Source organism: Gelidibacter salicanalis (assembly GCF_007997285.1).
In the GTDB taxonomy this organism is placed as follows: domain Bacteria; phylum Bacteroidota; class Bacteroidia; order Flavobacteriales; family Flavobacteriaceae; genus Gelidibacter; species Gelidibacter salicanalis.
Genome location: NZ_VORX01000002.1, coordinates 545,193 through 562,394, shown reverse-complemented (window position 1 = coordinate 562,394; position 17,202 = coordinate 545,193). Strand labels below are relative to the sequence as shown.

17 protein-coding genes are annotated in these 17,202 nt (G+C 38.1%); 10 read left to right on the top strand and 7 right to left on the bottom strand.

The features are described from left to right. Window positions 1-58: 58 nt before the first annotated feature. Window positions 59-841 (bottom strand): hypothetical protein, encoded by a 783-nt coding sequence (locus ES711_RS05565; protein ID WP_146891141.1) that lies wholly within the window; start codon window positions 839-841, stop codon window positions 59-61. Between the two features lie 165 nt (window positions 842-1,006). On the opposite strand from ES711_RS05565, the gene miaB reads away from it, so the two are divergent. From miaB to groL, 7 genes are all read left to right on the top strand, one after another. After that, a complete protein-coding gene (gene miaB / locus ES711_RS05560; protein ID WP_146891555.1) occupies window positions 1,007-2,452 on the top strand; it encodes a tRNA (N6-isopentenyl adenosine(37)-C2)-methylthiotransferase MiaB in 1,446 nt (481 codons plus the stop codon). A 66-nt stretch (window positions 2,453-2,518) separates the two neighbouring features. After that, window positions 2,519-3,787: a sigma-54 interaction domain-containing protein gene (locus ES711_RS05555; protein WP_146891138.1), complete on the top strand. Its 1,269-nt coding sequence runs from the start codon at window positions 2,519-2,521 to the stop codon at window positions 3,785-3,787. Between the two features lie 23 nt (window positions 3,788-3,810). Continuing rightward, window positions 3,811-4,317 (top strand): LptE family protein, encoded by a 507-nt coding sequence (locus ES711_RS05550; RefSeq protein ID WP_146891135.1) that lies wholly within the window; start codon window positions 3,811-3,813, stop codon window positions 4,315-4,317. 9 nt (window positions 4,318-4,326) lie between these two features. Beyond that, window positions 4,327-5,268, top strand: coding sequence for a tetratricopeptide repeat protein (locus ES711_RS05545; protein ID WP_146891133.1), 942 nt, complete (start codon window positions 4,327-4,329; stop codon window positions 5,266-5,268). 3 nt (window positions 5,269-5,271) lie between these two features. Continuing rightward, a complete protein-coding gene (secG, locus tag ES711_RS05540) occupies window positions 5,272-5,625 on the top strand; it encodes a preprotein translocase subunit SecG (RefSeq protein ID WP_146891130.1) in 354 nt (117 codons plus the stop codon). A 174-nt stretch (window positions 5,626-5,799) separates the two neighbouring features. Then, complete coding sequence (gene groES, locus ES711_RS05535; protein ID WP_133756293.1) at window positions 5,800-6,075, top strand: co-chaperone GroES; 276 nt, start codon at window positions 5,800-5,802, stop codon at window positions 6,073-6,075. Window positions 6,076-6,206: 131 nt separating this feature from the next. Continuing rightward, a complete protein-coding gene (gene groL, locus ES711_RS05530) occupies window positions 6,207-7,832 on the top strand; it encodes a chaperonin GroEL (RefSeq protein ID WP_146891127.1) in 1,626 nt (541 codons plus the stop codon). 101 nt (window positions 7,833-7,933) lie between these two features. On the opposite strand, the gene ES711_RS05525 is transcribed toward groL, so the two are convergent. The 5 genes from ES711_RS05525 to xrtF form a co-directional block, all read right to left on the bottom strand. Next, complete coding sequence (locus ES711_RS05525) at window positions 7,934-8,299, bottom strand: heavy-metal-associated domain-containing protein (RefSeq protein WP_146891124.1); 366 nt, start codon at window positions 8,297-8,299, stop codon at window positions 7,934-7,936. An 8-nt stretch (window positions 8,300-8,307) separates the two neighbouring features. Further along, on the bottom strand, window positions 8,308-10,560 hold the full coding sequence (locus ES711_RS05520; RefSeq protein WP_146891122.1) for a TonB-dependent receptor: 2,253 nt from the start codon (window positions 10,558-10,560) through the stop codon (window positions 8,308-8,310). Window positions 10,561-10,722: 162 nt separating this feature from the next. Further along, complete coding sequence (locus tag ES711_RS05515; RefSeq protein WP_146891119.1) at window positions 10,723-11,133, bottom strand: HYC_CC_PP family protein; 411 nt, start codon at window positions 11,131-11,133, stop codon at window positions 10,723-10,725. Window positions 11,134-11,182: 49 nt separating this feature from the next. Then, complete coding sequence (locus tag ES711_RS05510) at window positions 11,183-11,620, bottom strand: exosortase F system-associated membrane protein (RefSeq protein WP_146891116.1); 438 nt, start codon at window positions 11,618-11,620, stop codon at window positions 11,183-11,185. Further along, the gene (xrtF, locus tag ES711_RS05505) at window positions 11,613-12,161 is read right to left on the bottom strand and encodes an exosortase family protein XrtF (protein ID WP_146891113.1); all 549 of its coding nucleotides are present in this window, start codon (window positions 12,159-12,161) and stop codon (window positions 11,613-11,615) included. The genes ES711_RS05510 and xrtF overlap by 8 nt, the downstream gene beginning before the upstream one ends. Before the next feature lie 91 nt (window positions 12,162-12,252). On the opposite strand from xrtF, the gene ES711_RS05500 reads away from it, so the two are divergent. Next, the gene (locus ES711_RS05500) at window positions 12,253-12,711 is read left to right on the top strand and encodes a GAF domain-containing protein (RefSeq protein ID WP_146891111.1); all 459 of its coding nucleotides are present in this window, start codon (window positions 12,253-12,255) and stop codon (window positions 12,709-12,711) included. Between the two features lie 308 nt (window positions 12,712-13,019). On the opposite strand, the gene ES711_RS05495 is transcribed toward ES711_RS05500, so the two are convergent. Beyond that, window positions 13,020-14,270 (bottom strand): ABC transporter permease, encoded by a 1,251-nt coding sequence (locus ES711_RS05495; protein ID WP_146891108.1) that lies wholly within the window; start codon window positions 14,268-14,270, stop codon window positions 13,020-13,022. A gap of 177 nt (window positions 14,271-14,447) precedes the next feature. Between ES711_RS05495 and purH the strand changes: the two genes are divergently transcribed. Both purH and ES711_RS05485 read left to right on the top strand, forming a co-directional pair. Further along, window positions 14,448-16,004 carry a bifunctional phosphoribosylaminoimidazolecarboxamide formyltransferase/IMP cyclohydrolase gene (purH, locus tag ES711_RS05490; RefSeq protein WP_246139122.1) on the top strand — a complete coding sequence of 519 codons (1,557 nt, stop codon included), beginning with the start codon at window positions 14,448-14,450 and terminating at the stop codon, window positions 16,002-16,004. 167 nt (window positions 16,005-16,171) lie between these two features. Next, window positions 16,172-17,200: a rod shape-determining protein gene (locus tag ES711_RS05485; RefSeq protein ID WP_133756303.1), complete on the top strand. Its 1,029-nt coding sequence runs from the start codon at window positions 16,172-16,174 to the stop codon at window positions 17,198-17,200. Window positions 17,201-17,202: the final 2 nt, after the last annotated feature.

Genomic DNA, 17,202 nt, shown 5'->3' with positions numbered 1-17,202 from the left:
TTTAGTAAATGCCTGATTAGCATCATTTAATAGATGTAAAGAGATCAAAAAGGTTGCGTTAAAATGTTTCTCTAGCCCCTATCTGATGTAATTCGCTGGTCTCATCAATTCCAATCGTTTCCTTGTAGATATAATAAATAGGATGAAATATAAACGATGCTAAAAACAAACCTCCGATGCCACAGGTCACCACAGCTCCTATCATTATTAATATATAGGACACGACTAACAGTCCAAAAGTCAAGACCCATTTTTTATTTCCAAATCTAAAGCTAGACGTAACAATTGCTCCAACGGACCACTCCGGACTAAAGGCAAAAATTACGGAGAAGAAGGAAATCGGTACCATGACATAAATTAAGGGTAGGTAAAACGCCAAGGATGCTAGGGAAGAAATTACCACTGTAACAAGCATCAACAAAAGTATTTTCCCAAAATAGTCGCCCTTCATAAAATAAAACAAATCCGAAGTCCGCACTTCGCCACCCATATCTAAAGTTCTTAAGATCCTAAAAAAACCTGCGTTAAGTGCCACTTGGATTGCCGCCACTACTAAAATCCCAACCATGAATAACAAACCGTATACCAGTGTGAAGCCTTCCAAGAGACCACTAGCAGTACTGGGGTCAAAATCTCCAGTTTCAGACTGCGCCACCACAGCAAAAACAAAAGGCACGTAAAAAATTAGGATAAATGGCATCATTATTATAATGACAAACAGTTGCATCAAAAACCCGTATAACCAGCTTTTTTTAAAAAGTTCAATAGATTGATTAAAAATGGTTCCAAAATCTAAAGCTCTTGCATTGGCTAGTTTGGATTGAAATTCATCTGGAGTCATTCGGAGTAATTTTAGTTGGTTAGACCTCAAAGTAACCATAATTTTTAACAGTATCAAAACATTTTTAAACACTGTCACTTTGTCACAATCCGTAAAATAATCCTATCTTTGCAGCTGCATTTTAAAGCAGTGCAGTATTTTAAATTCAGACGTTTTAGAAACCTTATGGAGAAAATTATTGACGAAAGCAAACAAGGAGAATCTCTCGTACTCGAACCTAAAAATGGTAATACTCGAAAACTTTTTATTGAAAGTTACGGGTGTTCTATGAATTTTAGCGACAGTGAAATTGTAGCTTCCATCTTACTTAAGGCAGGCTATAATACTACCCAAACTTTAGAAGATGCTGATTTGGTATTGGTGAACACCTGTTCTATTCGCGACAAGGCCGAACAAACTGTTCGTAAACGCCTTGAAAAATACAATGCTGTAAAACGCATTAACCCGAAGATGAAGGTCGGCGTTTTAGGATGTATGGCAGAGCGTTTGAAAAGTAAATTTTTAGAAGAAGAAAAAATTGTAGATCTCGTAGTTGGTCCTGATGCCTATAAAGATCTTCCCAATTTATTGTCAGAGGTTGAAGAAGGCAGAGACGCTATTAACGTTATCCTGAGTAAGGATGAGACTTATGGTGATATTTCTCCAGTGCGCTTAAATTCCAACGGCGTTTCTGCGTTTGTTTCAATCACCCGTGGTTGTGATAATATGTGCACGTTTTGCGTAGTTCCCTTTACTAGAGGGCGTGAGCGTAGCCGTGATCCACAAAGTATTTTAGAGGAAATTAAAGATCTTTGGGACAGAGGCTTTAAGGAAATAACTCTTTTAGGTCAGAATGTGGATAGTTATTTATGGTATGGCGGTGGCCTTAAAAAGGATTTTGATAAAGCCAGTGACATCCAAAAAGCGACAGCCGTAAACTTCTCCAATCTTTTAGATTTATGTGCCAAAGCCTATCCTAAAATGCGCATCCGTTTTTCAACCTCCAACCCTCAAGATTTAACTCTGGACGTGATTACAACCATGGCCAAGCACACAAACATTTGCGACCATATTCATTTACCTGTACAAAGCGGCAGTAACCGTATTTTAAAGGAAATGAACCGTCTGCATACCCGTGAAGAATATTTTTCACTCATAGATAACATCAGACGCATCCTTCCAAACTGCTCTATTTCTCATGATATGATTGCAGGATTCCCTACGGAAACGGAAAAAGACCATCATGATACACTGAGTTTAATGACGTACGTAAAATATAATTTTGGATATATGTTTACCTACTCTGAACGTCCAGGCACTATGGCGGAACGCAAAATGGAAGATGATGTTCCTGAAGAAGTCAAAAAAAGACGCTTAGATGAAATTGTCCAATTACAACGCCAACATAGCGAGTTGAGAACCCGTGCATTTTTAAACACCACCGTGGAGGTCTTGGTAGAACGAGAGTCTAAAAAATCTGATCAAGAATGGTCAGGAAGAACCTCTCAAAATGTCGTGGCCGTTTTCCCTAAAGAAAATTATAAAATTGGCGATTTAGTTCTTGTCACCATTACGGATTGCACGAGCGCCACCCTCATTGGGGAAGCTATTGGCTATGCATATAATGACTAATCCAAAATTACTTATCGAAACATTACCTCATATATAGTGTACAGTATTTATTCATAATTTTATTAAATGGAATCAATTCAAGCCATAAAACAACGTTTCGGAATTATTGGGAATGACCCAAAACTCAACCGTTCTATAGAAAAAGCCATTCAAGTTGCGCCTACAGACATCTCAGTGCTGGTTACTGGCGAAAGTGGTGTTGGTAAGGAAAGTATTCCAAAAATCATCCATCAATTATCCCACCGTAAGCACGGTAAATATATTGCCGTAAACTGTGGCGCCATTCCAGAAGGGACGATTGACAGTGAATTGTTTGGTCACGAAAAAGGCGCATTTACCGGAGCCACCCAAACCCGTGAGGGTTATTTTGAAGTAGCAGACGGCGGCACAATTTTTCTGGATGAAGTGGGTGAATTACCCTTAACCACCCAAGTACGTTTGCTGCGTGTTTTAGAAAATGGAGAGTTTATTAAGGTTGGATCAAGCAAAGTTCAAAAAACCAATGTCCGCATTGTAGCTGCGACCAACGTGAACATGTTCGAAGCCATAAAAAAGGAAAAATTTAGAGAAGATTTATACTACCGACTGAGCACAATAGACATTCACTTACCACCTCTTCGCGAACGCAAAGAGGATATCCACTTGTTGTTCCGGAAGTTTGCCAGTGATTTTGCGTTAAAATACAAAATGCCCACCATCAAATTAACCGATGAGGCTGTTGAGGTACTCTTAAAAAATAGATGGAACGGAAATATCAGACAGTTGCGAAATGCAGCTGAGCAAATTTCGGTTTTAGAACAAACCCGTACCATTAATGCCCCTACATTAAAAGGTTACTTACCAAACTATGAAGGCAATCTTCCTGCTGTTATTAAAAATTCTAAAAGTGAAAGTGATTTTAGTAGTGAGCGTGAAATTCTATATAAAGTGTTGTTTGATATGAAAGGCGATTTGAATGACCTGAAGAAACTCACCATGGAATTGATGAAAAATGGGACGACTCATGATGTTCAAAAGAAAAATGAAGGCTTGATTCAGAAAATCTATGGCGACGAAGAGGATGAAGAAAATTACGAAGAATCCGTTGAAGATTTAGAAGTGCTTTCCATTCCTGAAAAAATGAATCAACTTTCAGAAGCGATTGACGAATCGAACGATAAATATTATTTTGCGGAAGAAGTTGAAGAGGAAGAAACCCTGTCTTTACATGATAAAGAATTGGAATTGATCAAGAAATCGCTGGAACGTCATCAAGGCAAACGCAAATTAGCTGCTGCTGAATTGGGTATAAGCGAACGCACCTTGTATAGAAAGATTAAACAATACGATTTATAATCCGTACGCACAGAATAACGACTATGAACTATTTAAAAACTTTAACAGTCGCCTTCAGCTTCTGTTTAGCAACAAGCTGTGGCAATTACGGATTTACAGGCATCTCTTTACCTGCAGGTACGACCACCTATCAAGTTAACTATTTTCAAAATGATGCCCCGCTGATTGAACCAGGACTGGAGCGCACGTTTACCAACTCCTTGGCCGATTTAATTCAAAATCAAACCAGTTTACAATTGGTAACTTCAGGAGGTGACATTACTTATGAAGGTGAAATTGTGGAGTATCGCATCTCTCCTACTACGGCAACGGCTGACATTACGGCTGCTCAAAACAGATTAACCATTAGCGTACGAGTGCGATTTTTTGATAAAAACAACCCGGACGGAGACGTCAACCAAACATTTTCGTTCTTTTATGATTATCCCGGAAATGCACAATTGGTGGGCGCCCAGAAAGACGCAGCTATTTCTGAAATTTTAGAACGAATCACCCAAGATATTTTAAATGCTACTTTAGGCAAATGGTAATCTTATAACGTGAACACACAAGACTTTACATATTTACTCAGTCATCCTGAAGAGTTAAACGCGGTACACACCTCAAACGTGGGCGATATTGTAGCCGATTATCCTTATTTTCAGGCCGCACGAGCCTTGTATCTAAAAGGATTAAAGACAAAGGAAAGCGCGGCTTACAATCAAGAACTGAGAATCACCGCCGCCTATACCACCGACCGAAGTATTTTGTTCGATTTTATCACTTCGGAAGCGTTCAATCAGAATGAGATTTCTAAACTCATCAAACAGAATACAGAACTTTTAAAGAATATTGAGGTTACGGATGCGGATGATATTTCCGTGCATAAAAGTGTCACCTTGGATGATACTTTAAAACAGCAAGTAAAAGATAGCGAGCGGGTTTTAGATCCGGATTTATTCGAAGAAAAAGAGCACTCAGCAACAACTCTTCCTAAAGAACCGAATATAGCGGTCGATGTCAAAAACATCCAACCCTCGCCCGAAGAACAGCTGCAGATAGGCAAGCCATTGCTCTTTGATAAAAATGAAACCCATTCTTTTGCCCATTGGTTAAAAATTACAAGTTTTAAACCCATTGAACGTGAAGAAGAGGGTACTAAACCTCAAATTAAAAGCTCTGAAAAAGCGTCAATTCCAGAGCCTAAAATCGAGTCGGCTTTAGAAAAAAAATTAGATTTAATCGACAAATTCATCACTACCAATCCAAAAATTGCGCCGATAAAGGAAACAAAACCTACAGTTAATCTCGCACAAAGTCAACTGGTTCAGAATGATAACTTCATGACGGAGACTTTGGCGCGCATTTATTTAGAGCAAAAAAACTACGATAAAGCAATTCAATCTTATAAAATTTTAATTTTGAAATATCCAGAAAAAAGTGGTTTCTTTGCAGACCAAATTAAAGCGGTAAAACAAATACAAGCAAATAATACCAAATAGCGCATGAGTACATTTACAATATTTTTAGTCCTTATCATCATTGTATCTTTTCTATTGGTGGTTGTCATTATGGTTCAAAATCCAAAAGGAGGCGGCTTGTCTTCATCATTTGGAGGTGGTGGCTCTCAGCAATTAGGTGGTGTTAAGAAAACAACTGACTTTTTAGATAAAAGTACCTGGATTTTAGCTACAGTATTATTAGCCCTGATCTTGGTTTCTAATGTTGCTATTGATGGTGCCACTGGAACTACTGAATCTAAAGCATTAGATCCTAACACGTCTACCAGCATGCCTGCGCCTGTAACTCCAGCAGCTCCTGCGGTTAATACTACTACCCCAATTGATACTACAAATTAAATATTTGTAATACCTTACAAAATATAAAAAGATGCCAACAAAATTTGTTGGCATTTTTTGTTACTGAAACTTTGTCAGTTCAGTGTCCATGGCACATTTTTCGCAACTACATAATCCATTAAACAAATTTAATTAACCTGTCACGTGTATCGTGACTAAAACTATAATAAAACTATGGGATTAAACATTAAACCATTGGCAGACCGTGTTCTTATTGAACCTGTAGAAGCTGAAACCAAAACTGCTTCAGGAATTATCATTCCAGACAACGCTAAAGAAAAGCCTCAAAAAGGTAAAGTTGTTGCCGTTGGTGCTGGAACCAAAAAAAATCCAATTACTGTAAAGGTTGGTGAAACTGTTCTTTACGGAAAATATGCAGGAACAGAATTAAAACTTGAAGGCAAAGATTATTTGATCATGCGTGAAAGTGATGTCCTGGCAATTATTTAATTGCAATCCCGATAACCATCGGACAATAAAATAAAACATAAATTATTAAGACTTTCAACCTGATCAGCTATCATACTCTGAAATTTTATGATTGATTTTTGAAAGTTTAAAATTTTAAATAAAAACGTATTATGGCAAAAGACATAAAATTTGATATTGAAGCACGTGACGGATTAAAACGCGGTGTGGATGCATTGGCAAATGCAGTAAAAGTAACTTTAGGCCCAAAAGGTCGTAACGTTATTATTGGTAAATCATTTGGTGCACCTCAGGTGACTAAAGATGGGGTTACCGTTGCAAAAGAAATTGAATTAGAGGATCCGTTAGAAAACATGGGTGCTCAAATGGTAAAGGAAGTTGCTTCTAGAACCAATGATTTAGCAGGTGATGGAACAACTACTGCAACCGTTTTAGCACAAGCTATCGTTAAAGAAGGCTTGAGAAACGTTGCGGCTGGTGCTAATCCAATGGATTTGAAACGCGGTATTGACAAAGCGGTTGAAGCTATCGTTAAAGACCTTGAAAAACAATCTAAAAAAGTAGGAAGCGATTCTGAAATGATTAAACAAGTAGCTTCCATCTCAGCTAACAATGACGACACTATTGGTGACTTAATTGCTACTGCGTTTAGCAAAGTCGGCAAAGAAGGCGTGATTACTGTTGAAGAAGCAAAAGGTATGGAAACCTATGTTGATGTTGTCGAAGGTATGCAGTTTGACAGAGGATATCTGTCGCCATACTTCGTTACAGATGCAGACAAAATGATTGCTGATTTAGAAAATCCTTATGTCTTATTATTTGACAAAAAGATTTCTAATCTTCAAGAAATTCTTCCAATCCTAGAGCCAGTTGCACAATCAGGTCGTCCGTTATTGATTATTGCAGAAGATGTAGAAGGCCAAGCCTTAGCTACCTTAGTCGTAAATAAATTACGTGGCGGATTAAAAATTGCTGCCGTTAAAGCACCAGGATTTGGTGACAGACGTAAAGCAATGTTAGAAGACATCGCAATCCTAACCGGTGGTGTTGTTATTTCTGAAGAAAGAGGCTTCTCATTAGAAAATGCTGATTTAAGCATGTTAGGTACGGCAGAAACCATTACTATCGATAAAGACACGACTACAATTGTGAACGGTGCTGGTAAAGCTGACGATATCAAAGCAAGAGTAAATCAAATAAAAGCTCAAATTGAGACGACTACGTCTGATTATGACAAAGAAAAACTTCAAGAGCGTTTAGCTAAATTAGCTGGCGGTGTTGCCGTACTTTATGTAGGTGCAGCAAGTGAAGTTGAAATGAAAGAGAAGAAAGACCGTGTTGATGATGCTTTACATGCTACAAGAGCAGCTGTTGAAGAAGGCATTGTTGCTGGTGGTGGTGTTGCCCTTGTTAGAGCAAAATCAGTATTGGAAAAGTTAACTACTGAAAACTTAGATGAAACAACTGGAGTTCAAATTGTAGCGCGTGCTATTGAAGCGCCTCTACGTACCATTGTTGAAAATGCAGGTGGCGAAGGCAGTGTTGTTGTGTCTAAAGTTATGGAAGGAAAGAAAGACTTCGGTTTTGATGCTAAAACGGAAACTTATGTAGACATGCTTAAAGCAGGTATTATTGATCCTAAGAAAGTAACCCGTATTGCATTAGAGAATGCTGCGTCAGTTGCCGGAATGATCTTAACTACTGAATGTGCTTTAGTAGATATTAAGGAAGATTCTCCAATGCCTATGGGTGGAGGCGGGATGCCTGGAATGATGTAATTTTAATAACATCAAACTTAAATTCATAAAAAATGCCCCAAATTTATTGGGGCATTTTCTTTATGTGATCTTCACACTTTGTGAAACTATATGATAAACCCCTATTGTTGTTTATCATCCTTATGATCGTCCTTAACGGCCTCATCTCTATAATAACAACAGGCATGTAAACTATTATAAGCTTCATCCGTCGCTTTAATTTCTTTGGTGTCATGGCCAACATCAGCGATACTTTGTTGTATGGCCTTTAAACTGGTTTTGCGCTCATCAAAAATTAATTTCAATTCATGGGTATTGACATCCCAAGTGGCAATTTTTACGCCTTTGGCTTTTATGGCCGCTTTTTCAATGCGCTCTTTACACATCATACAAACCCCGTCTACTTCAATGCTCGCTTTGGCGTTTTTGTTTTGTGCCATGCTGACCGTTCCGATCAATAAGGCTACTACTAATACTATTCTTTTCATAATTTTATTTATTTAATTTTAAATCGCAATCCGGCGTAATACATACTGCCATAAATTGGCCCATAGACAAAGGTTGTATCAAAATTTGCTCCAAAAGGGTCATCTGCTCCTAAAATTGGATTATTCTGGCGTACGTCCGTAATGTTTTCGCCTCCTAAATATACTTCAAATTTTTCGGAAAACACCTTGGTAACCTGCACGTTCAGCGTCCCTACTGTCTCAGAATATTCAGGTAATTGGTATTGCACAGGGTTGCTAGCGGTAGAGGAAAAACGTTGTTCGCCCAACCAATTATAAGTCGCATCAAATTTCCATTGCGCCAAATTTTCCTTAAGTTTTGTTTGGTAAGATACATTTCCGAAAACGCGATGTTTAGGAGTTAAAGGCTTTTCTAACTTCCCGGAATTGTATTGTGTTTTAATGTCGTAATACTTGTAAGCGGTTCTAAAATCGAAACCTTCAAATACATTATAATTGAATTCGAGTTGAAAACTGTTAGCATAACTTTCACCATCGAGGTTATAAAAATTCAGTTGAAGCGGATTTTCATAATCGACCACAATTTGATTTTGGAAATCTGTCCTGTAGTAATCTACAGTGACATCAGCCTTGTTGCCAAACAAATTAAACCCTTGTAAAAATGACACGCCATAGTTCCAAGCTATTTCTGGGTCCAAGCCGTAAGCACCTTTAGAACTCCCCAAAGGAGCGCCACCATTAATCAATAGTGCTCTTGACGTCGCAAAAATATTTTGGTTTTCAGCAAAGATGCTCGCACTGCGCTTGCCCCTTCCAAAGGAAACCCGTAAAGCCGATTTTTCCCATGGCGTATAACGCGCATGCAGGCGTGGTGTTACAAAGGTTCCCAAAAGATTGCGCCGATCAATGCGGATCCCTGCGGTCAGATTCAATTGCTCTAAATTATCAAAATTGTACTCCAAAAATGCACCAATAGAGTTTTCTGTACGTTCAAAATCTTCGGTGAGCACCAGTTCATCATAATGATCGTAAGTGTAACTAACACCAGTTTTTATCTTATGTCTAGAATCGCTGATAATGGTGTTATAGATACCGTTAACATATAAACTATTATGCAAAATATCATATTGACGCAGGCCGAAATAAGATTCTTGTTTATGGCTGCTAAACGCCGATTGAAACCCTAGCGTCTGCCAAGGAATATCAGGATTGACATAGCCAGACTTTAAGGATACATCAAACCTTCTAGTATCAATCTCACTGCCCCAGGCATTAGTGGTGAGCTTATCCGTACCCGGATTAAAATTGACCTGCCCCGTCTGCTTGGTATCATCTAAATAACTAAGGTTGATAAAACTCACAAAACCCTTTTCAGCATTGGTATATTGCCAGCGGTTCATCAAGTTAATTTGATTGTAAATAGGCATGTCCATAAAGCCATCGTCATTGACATCATGCTTCTGATTGTGGGTGTTGCCGTGTAGATACAAGCCTGTACTCCATTTGTCGCTCACCTGAGTGTTCATATGCACATTCGCCTCTAAACGCGCACTGCTGGCGCCGTAAAGATTTACAAACAGAGCGTTGTCCGTGGTGGGTTTCACCAATTCGGTATTAATTTGTCCTGCAATGCTTTCAAAACCATTCACTACGCTTCCCGCACCTTTGGTTATTTGAATGCTTTCTACCCAAGTACCGGGTGTAAAACTGAGGCCGTAAGCTTGAGATGCGCCACGTATGGTTGGAATATTTTCTGAAGTGATTAAGATGTATGGACTGGTTAAACCCAACATTTTTATTTGTCGTGTTCCAGTAACCGCATCCGCAAAATTGACATCAATAGAGGGATTGGTTTCAAAACTTTCCGAAAGATTGCAACACGCCGCTTTCAATAATTCATCGCTGCTGACAAACATCACATTTGCGGATTGTAAATATGATTTTGATGTGGCTTGCTTGCGCGAGGTCACGGTAATTTCACTGAGCTCTCCAGTGGCTCGAAGCGTGTGTTTGATAGATCTTGCTGAGTTGACCGTAATTGTATCGGTTTTATAACCCACATAACTAATGACTAATTTGTTGTACTCTTTATAAAAGGGAATACTGAATTTTCCGTCGATGTCAGTAGTTGACCCGATGGTGGAATCCAACCAATATACATTGGCTCCCGGAAGTGGGAAGGTCTTTTTTTGTTCCGTAAGCTCTACGATAACGCCGTCAATTTTTTCTTGAGAAAAAATTAGCGTCGGGAGAAGCAAAAGGAGGTAAACTATGTTTTTCATTATTGATTTTATATAAGTGAATTCGTTTTAGCGTACTGATGAGTACAGTACAGAAAGTAGGTTTGGAACTATGCAACCCGTAGCAATCTCTTAACAGATTATTGGGCATGGCAGCTTTTCCGAAAAATAGGTAAGTAATCAAAGATTACTTTAACAAATACATCAAATAATGAAGACTTGATTCCGAACTTGGATGTCCGCAATCAAATGAGGTGAAGAATACTCTTGGTGTGATATAGCCTGAGGAGTTAGTTCCTCAAACAAGTGACTATATGAATAAATTAAAGCGGTAACGAACACGTGCTGCTCAAGACTATAGTCTTCAAATGACGCTTTTTTTAATTGGTCCTGACCTTTCACAATTTCTAAGACATCCTGACAACAGGCTTTATCCTCAGAATTCAAAGCCGTTGTAGACATATCCGTGCCGCAAGAATCAGGATGGGAAAAAATAGCCACATCAATCAATACATCTCCACAAAAATGCTTTTCCAAAGCAATGGACACAGTTGAGAGCAATACTAGAAGCGCTAGTACTACTGAGACAATTTTATGATTGATTTTATGAGCCATCGCTGCAAAATTACAAAATATTGCCAGTATCACCTACAAATTTTAAACCTTAACTTTTTTCAGATTTGAGTTGGTTATAGTAAAAAGCGGGCAGCAGCAACAAGAGCAATAATGGTTGGATTAAGAAACGTCTGATATTAAAAAAGATGTAATAATCTTCCTTATTCGGATTTATAACAAAATAAAGGTACAGCACCAGCAGCACGATAAAAGCAGCAGTATAGATGAGTGCTGAAAACTTTACCACGCTCCGATCATCAAAAAAGACAAAAAGTATGCCTAATGAAATTAATGAGTTGAGTAAAAATCTCAAGGTAGTAAACAAAGTCAATTTCAAAACTTCCCGACGCGGATTGTCTATATAAAGATAATCATTCTCAAAAAACGTGAGGTATGGGTCATAAAACAAATCGTGTTCAAAGGCTCGAATCAGAATTAACATCCCAAAAAGCAACAATAGCAACATTAAGTTAACCACTTTAATCATCGGTTTTTGTTAAGTTCGAAAATTTATTGACCCAAAGCATCCAAAGGAGAAACACCATGCCGTAGATGATTAATGGAAATACAACGGTATGCAACTCTTCACTTCGCCAAGGATAATGATACAAACCTATAGACAAAATTACGATTCTAAAGAGGTTCACCACATATAACAGTACGCTTCCGGCCAGAATATATAGGAAGGTTGTTTTAAATTTCCCCACGAAGGCCAGCACGAAGGAGGTAAATAAAATAAGTATACTTACCGAATTACAGCCTTCCACTACCCTTGCCACATATTTGCCATTAATGATGAGTTTCATAGATGGTTCATCAGGATGCTTTTCGATAACAGAATCATAGCCCAAATTTTCTAACAATACGTCCGTTTGTTTCGCGACCAAATATGTAAGATCATCTGTCTTGTTATTGATGTTGGCATTATCCAGATAAAATTTATAGGCAAATGTCAAAGTGCCATAAACCAACAAAAACGTCAGGATAAATTTAAGTACCAATTTGTATTTTACCAGCAAATCCTTCAAAAGCAGCAGTTTGTTTCTAGTGTGTTAAAAATATACAAAAAGAAGAATTGAAGATGGCCATTTTAGATACTTTTACAAAAACTTTTAAACAATGAATTTAGAGCAACTTAAACCACAAATAACTACCATCATTATTAATAACAACCATACTGTTGATGAGCGTTTGCTTTCCATCTGTGAGGTTTTAGAATCACATGTGCCGCATTACAATTGGGTTGGATTTTATTTTAGAAACGGCACTAAGGAAGAATTAAAATTAGGTCCTTACGTAGGCGCACCAACAGATCATACCATTATTCCTTTTGGGAAAGGTATTTGTGGCCAAGTCGCCGTAAGCAATCAAAACTTTGTAGTTCCTGATGTATCCGCACAAGATAATTATATTGCCTGTAGCATTACGGTAAAAGCTGAAATTGTAATTCCTATTTTTGTTAAAGGCGAAAACATAGGGCAGATTGACATCGATTCCAACACGCCAGACCCGTTTACGGAAGCAGATGAGCGCTTTTTAGAATTTGTATGTGCCCAAGTCGCCACGATTTTAGAATAAACATCCTATATCATTGTTGTCCGATAAAGAATCAAGACCGCTGCGCTGTAAGAATAATGAATAAAGACTTATTTGCAACTAACTGACAAACGACGTTCATTTAAATTAAAATCGCACATTCGCTCTCGGTAGAAACAGTTTCTAAAATGCAAGGTCTCATTTCGGAAATCTTCTAATCTCCCTTGCTTTAAATGAGTTTGTTAATTTATATTTTATCGGACACTAAAGATCCTATAAATAAAAATCCAAATGCCGATACATAGTCTTATCTATTGGCATTTTGATTTTATGGTTATTCAAACCGAGATCTACATCCCCGTTCTAATCGCTTCAACAGGATCTAGCTTAGAAGCTGATATGGCGGGAATCACGCCTGAAATCAACCCAATAATGGTCGACAATATAAAACCTAAAAACATATTCCCGGCCGACAATACAAACTCGAAATCGCCCGTAAACTGAGAAGCTATTAACGATACAATCCAGACTAAGAACAGCCCTACCAATCCACCTATGACGGCTAAAATGACGGCTTCAAATAAGAATTGAAAAAGAATAAATCTATTTTTAGCTCCCAGAGATTTCTGAATACCAATAAGGTTGGTCCGTTCCTTTACACTCACAAACATGATGTTTGCAATCCCGAAGCCTCCCACCAATAAAGAAAAGCCACTAATAATCCACCCCATAAGGTTCATTGTACCAATAATACCGTCAATGGCATCAGTCATTCCTGACATTTTATTGACGAAAAAATTGTCGGGCTCTCCTGCTTTCAAAGCTCGATAAGCTCTAAATTTTTGTTTTAAAACGCCTTCAAACGCCCCCATATCAACGCCTTTTTTGGGTTTTATTATTACAGCGCCAGCAATGCCGTTTACGCCTCCAGACTGAAAACGTCTCACGAAATTTGCCGGCACAAATGCTTTATCATCCGGATTGCCCCCTAAGCTGTTTCCCATTTTTTTCATCACGCCAATCACCGTAAGTCGCCTTCCGTAAATTCGTATTTGTTTTCCTAACGGATTTACATTTCCAAATAAATTTTCAGCAACACCGTGGCCTAAAACAATTACAGCAGATCCTGTAATGGATTCTGATTCTGTATAAAAACGCCCTTCGGCAATCTTTACATCTTCAATATCTGAAATCTCATTGGAAACAGGCGTAACATTTACACCGGATATGGTTTCTGCTCCGTATTTCACGGTCTGAGGAGTACCAAATATGACGTAAGCTGAGGATTGAATATCGGGCACATTTCTGCGGATAAACTCAAAATCATCATAATCAGTTTGAGGAAAATTATCACGCTGCCAACGAGGGACTTCAGTTGGCCCGAACGAAAACTTAGTCAAATACATGGTGTTTTTATCCAAGCCTGACAATTGATTTTGAATGTTCCGATCGAGAGAATCAACAGCTGCTAACACCGCAATAATTGAGAAAATACCAATGGTAACGCCCAAAAGAGATAAAAAGGTGCGCAGCTTATTGTTAGTAAGTGCATTTATAGCAAAGGAGAAACTTTCTTTAAATAAGCGTAAGTAAAGCAACATGTGTGTTGGGTGGTTTTAAACAAATTTAAAGATAGGACGTTCCCAACAATTTTTTGTTACAAAAATCGGAAATAAACTGCTGCGGGTTAATCGAAATTGTCTCTGATAAATTGTACTTTTGCGCTTTAAAATATATAATCTATCAAAATCTAATTATTCCACTGCTTTCATTGAAAAATGAAGCCAAACCAGACACACAACACCATGCACAACAAAACTATTTCTTCTGCCTTAATTTCTGTTTTTAGCAAAGACGGATTAGAACCCATCGTAAAACAATTAAACCAATTGGGCGTTACAATTTACTCTACTGGTGGCACTGAAAAGTATATAAAAGATTTAGGAATTGATGTCGTTCCTGTTGAAGACGTAACGTCTTACCCTTCCATTTTGGGTGGACGGGTAAAAACTTTACATCCTAAGGTATTTGGTGGTATTTTAAACAGACAGAGCAACGCTCAAGATGTCAAAGAATTGGGAGAATATGACATTCCACAGATAGATTTGGTCATTGTAGATTTATACCCTTTTGAAAAGACAGTTGCCTCAGGCTCCAGCCATGAAGACATCATTGAAAAAATTGATATTGGAGGCATCTCTTTGATCAGAGCTGCAGCCAAAAATTATGCAGATGTTATTTGTGTTTCGTCTATGGATGATTACAGTGAATTTTTAGAATTATTAGAATCTAAAAAAGGAGAAACAACAGAAGCAGACCGTAAACGTTTTGCTGGCAAAGCTTTTAATGTATCTTCACATTATGATACCGCCATCTTTAATTACTTCAATAAAGATCAAGAAGAAACCGTTTTCAAAATTAGCGAAACCAACGGAAAAGCATTGCGTTATGGAGAAAACCCACATCAAAAGGGATATTTCTACGGCGATTTTGAAGCCATGTTTACCCAACTCCACGGCAAAGAATTAAGCTATAACAACCTTTTAGATGTTGATGCTTCGGTTAATCTGATGAATGAATTTAAAGGTGAGGCGCCAACGTTTGCCATTTTAAAACACAACAACGCTTGTGGTTTTGCCCAAAGGGAAACCTTACACCAAGCTTATCTTGATGCGTTAGCGGGCGACCCAGTCTCTGCCTTTGGTGGCGTCTTAATTGCCAATACTGAAATTGATAAGGTTACCGCGGAAGAAATTCACAATTTATTCTGTGAAGTGGTCATCGCACCTTCATTTTCTGCGGAAGCGCAAGCCATTTTAGAAGGCAAGAAAAATCGTATTCTTTTAATTCAAAAGGATGCTGCACTGCCTCAAACAACAGTAAGAACTTGTCTGAATGGCGTTTTGGTTCAAGATAAAGACCATAAAACGGATGCCTTGGAGGATTTAACTCAGGCCACCAACAATAAACCAACTCAAAATGAGTTAGAAGACTTGATATTTGCTTCCAAAATTTGCAAGCATACCAAATCGAACACCATCGTACTGGCAAAAAACAAGCAATTGTATGCCAGTGGAACCGGACAAACGAGTCGTGTAGACGCCCTTAATCAAGCAATTCACAAAGCACAATCCTTTAATTTTGATTTAAGTGGTGCTGTTATGGCAAGCGACGCTTTTTTCCCATTTCCGGACTGTGTAGAAATCGCTAATAACGCTGGTGTTACGGCGGTAATTCAACCAGGAGGATCAATTAAAGACGAATTGAGCATTGCTTATTGCAATGAAAATAACGTGTCCATGGTATTTACAGGGACACGTCATTTTAAACACTAAAAGCGTATTTAAACTGCTGATTTATTTAGGATAAATTTAGCCGTTACTCAACTAAAACCGAAGCAAACACGTATATAATAAAATCGTTGATATTTATGATCTTTTATTACATTTACATCAACACTGACAAACAACCTAATATCAACATTTACAATCAATAATAGCACATGGGATTTTTTGATTTCTTAACAGAAGAAATAGCCATTGACTTAGGAACCGCAAACACCTTAATCATCCATAATGACAAAGTTGTGGTTGATAGTCCATCAATAGTTGCTAGAGACCGAATTTCAGGAAAAATTATAGCCGTTGGCCAAGAAGCCAATATGATGCAAGGAAAAACACACGAGAATATTAAAACAATACGTCCCTTAAAAGATGGGGTTATTGCTGATTTTGATGCGTCCGAGCAAATGATCAGTTTGTTTATCAAAAATATTCCTGCATTAAAAAAGAAACTTTTTACACCAGCGCTACGTATGGTGGTATGTATCCCTTCCGGTATAACCGAAGTAGAGATGCGTGCGGTAAAAGAGTCCTGTGAGCGGGTAAATGGTAAAGAAGTGTATTTGATTCATGAACCAATGGCCGCGGCTATTGGTATTGGTATAGACATCATGCAGCCTAAAGGAAACATGATTGTGGATATAGGAGGTGGTACTACAGAAATTGCAGTTATTGCATTAGGTGGTATCGTTTGCGATAAATCAGTTAAAGTGGCGGGCGATGTATTTACCAATGACATCGTTTACTATATGCGAACGCAACACAACTTGTACGTAGGTGAGCGTACTGCTGAAAAAATTAAAATCCAAATTGGTGCAGCCACTGAAGATTTAGAATTGCCTCCAGAAGAAATGAGCGTTCAAGGACGTGATTTATTGACTGGAAAACCTAAGCAAGTTCAAATTTCTTACCGTGAAATTGCAAAAGCTTTAGATAAATCTATTTTACGTATCGAGGATTCTGTCATGGAAACCTTATCTCAAACCCCTCCTGAATTGGCGGCAGACATTTACAATACTGGTATTTATTTAGCCGGTGGAGGATCAATGCTGAGAGGCTTGGATAAACGTTTGTCACAGAAAACAGATTTACCGGTGTACATTGCTGAAGATCCTTTACGCGCTGTAGTTAGAGGGACGGGAATTGTATTGAAAAATCTTCCTAAATTCAAAAGCATATTGATTAAATAGTA

What these genes read in the sequence shown, in the direction of transcription:
- ES711_RS05555 (WP_146891138.1), top strand. Translation starts at nt 2,519, where the DNA reads ATGGAATCAATTCAAGCCATAAAACAACGTTTCGGAATTATTGGGAAT.
- ES711_RS05510 (WP_146891116.1), bottom strand. Translation starts at nt 11,620, where the DNA reads ATGATTAAAGTGGTTAACTTAATGTTGCTATTGTTGCTTTTTGGGATG.
- ES711_RS05550 (WP_146891135.1), top strand. Translation starts at nt 3,811, where the DNA reads ATGAACTATTTAAAAACTTTAACAGTCGCCTTCAGCTTCTGTTTAGCA.
- groL (WP_146891127.1), top strand. Translation starts at nt 6,207, where the DNA reads ATGGCAAAAGACATAAAATTTGATATTGAAGCACGTGACGGATTAAAA.
- ES711_RS05515 (WP_146891119.1), bottom strand. Translation starts at nt 11,133, where the DNA reads ATGGCTCATAAAATCAATCATAAAATTGTCTCAGTAGTACTAGCGCTT.
- secG (WP_146891130.1), top strand. Translation starts at nt 5,272, where the DNA reads ATGAGTACATTTACAATATTTTTAGTCCTTATCATCATTGTATCTTTT.
- groES (WP_133756293.1), top strand. Translation starts at nt 5,800, where the DNA reads ATGGGATTAAACATTAAACCATTGGCAGACCGTGTTCTTATTGAACCT.
- ES711_RS05500 (WP_146891111.1), top strand. Translation starts at nt 12,253, where the DNA reads ATGAATTTAGAGCAACTTAAACCACAAATAACTACCATCATTATTAAT.
- ES711_RS05525 (WP_146891124.1), bottom strand. Translation starts at nt 8,299, where the DNA reads ATGAAAAGAATAGTATTAGTAGTAGCCTTATTGATCGGAACGGTCAGC.
- miaB (WP_146891555.1), top strand. Translation starts at nt 1,007, where the DNA reads ATGGAGAAAATTATTGACGAAAGCAAACAAGGAGAATCTCTCGTACTC.
- ES711_RS05520 (WP_146891122.1), bottom strand. Translation starts at nt 10,560, where the DNA reads ATGAAAAACATAGTTTACCTCCTTTTGCTTCTCCCGACGCTAATTTTT.
- ES711_RS05565 (WP_146891141.1), bottom strand. Translation starts at nt 841, where the DNA reads ATGACTCCAGATGAATTTCAATCCAAACTAGCCAATGCAAGAGCTTTA.
- ES711_RS05485 (WP_133756303.1), top strand. Translation starts at nt 16,172, where the DNA reads ATGGGATTTTTTGATTTCTTAACAGAAGAAATAGCCATTGACTTAGGA.
- ES711_RS05495 (WP_146891108.1), bottom strand. Translation starts at nt 14,270, where the DNA reads ATGTTGCTTTACTTACGCTTATTTAAAGAAAGTTTCTCCTTTGCTATA.
- purH (WP_246139122.1), top strand. Translation starts at nt 14,448, where the DNA reads ATGAAGCCAAACCAGACACACAACACCATGCACAACAAAACTATTTCT.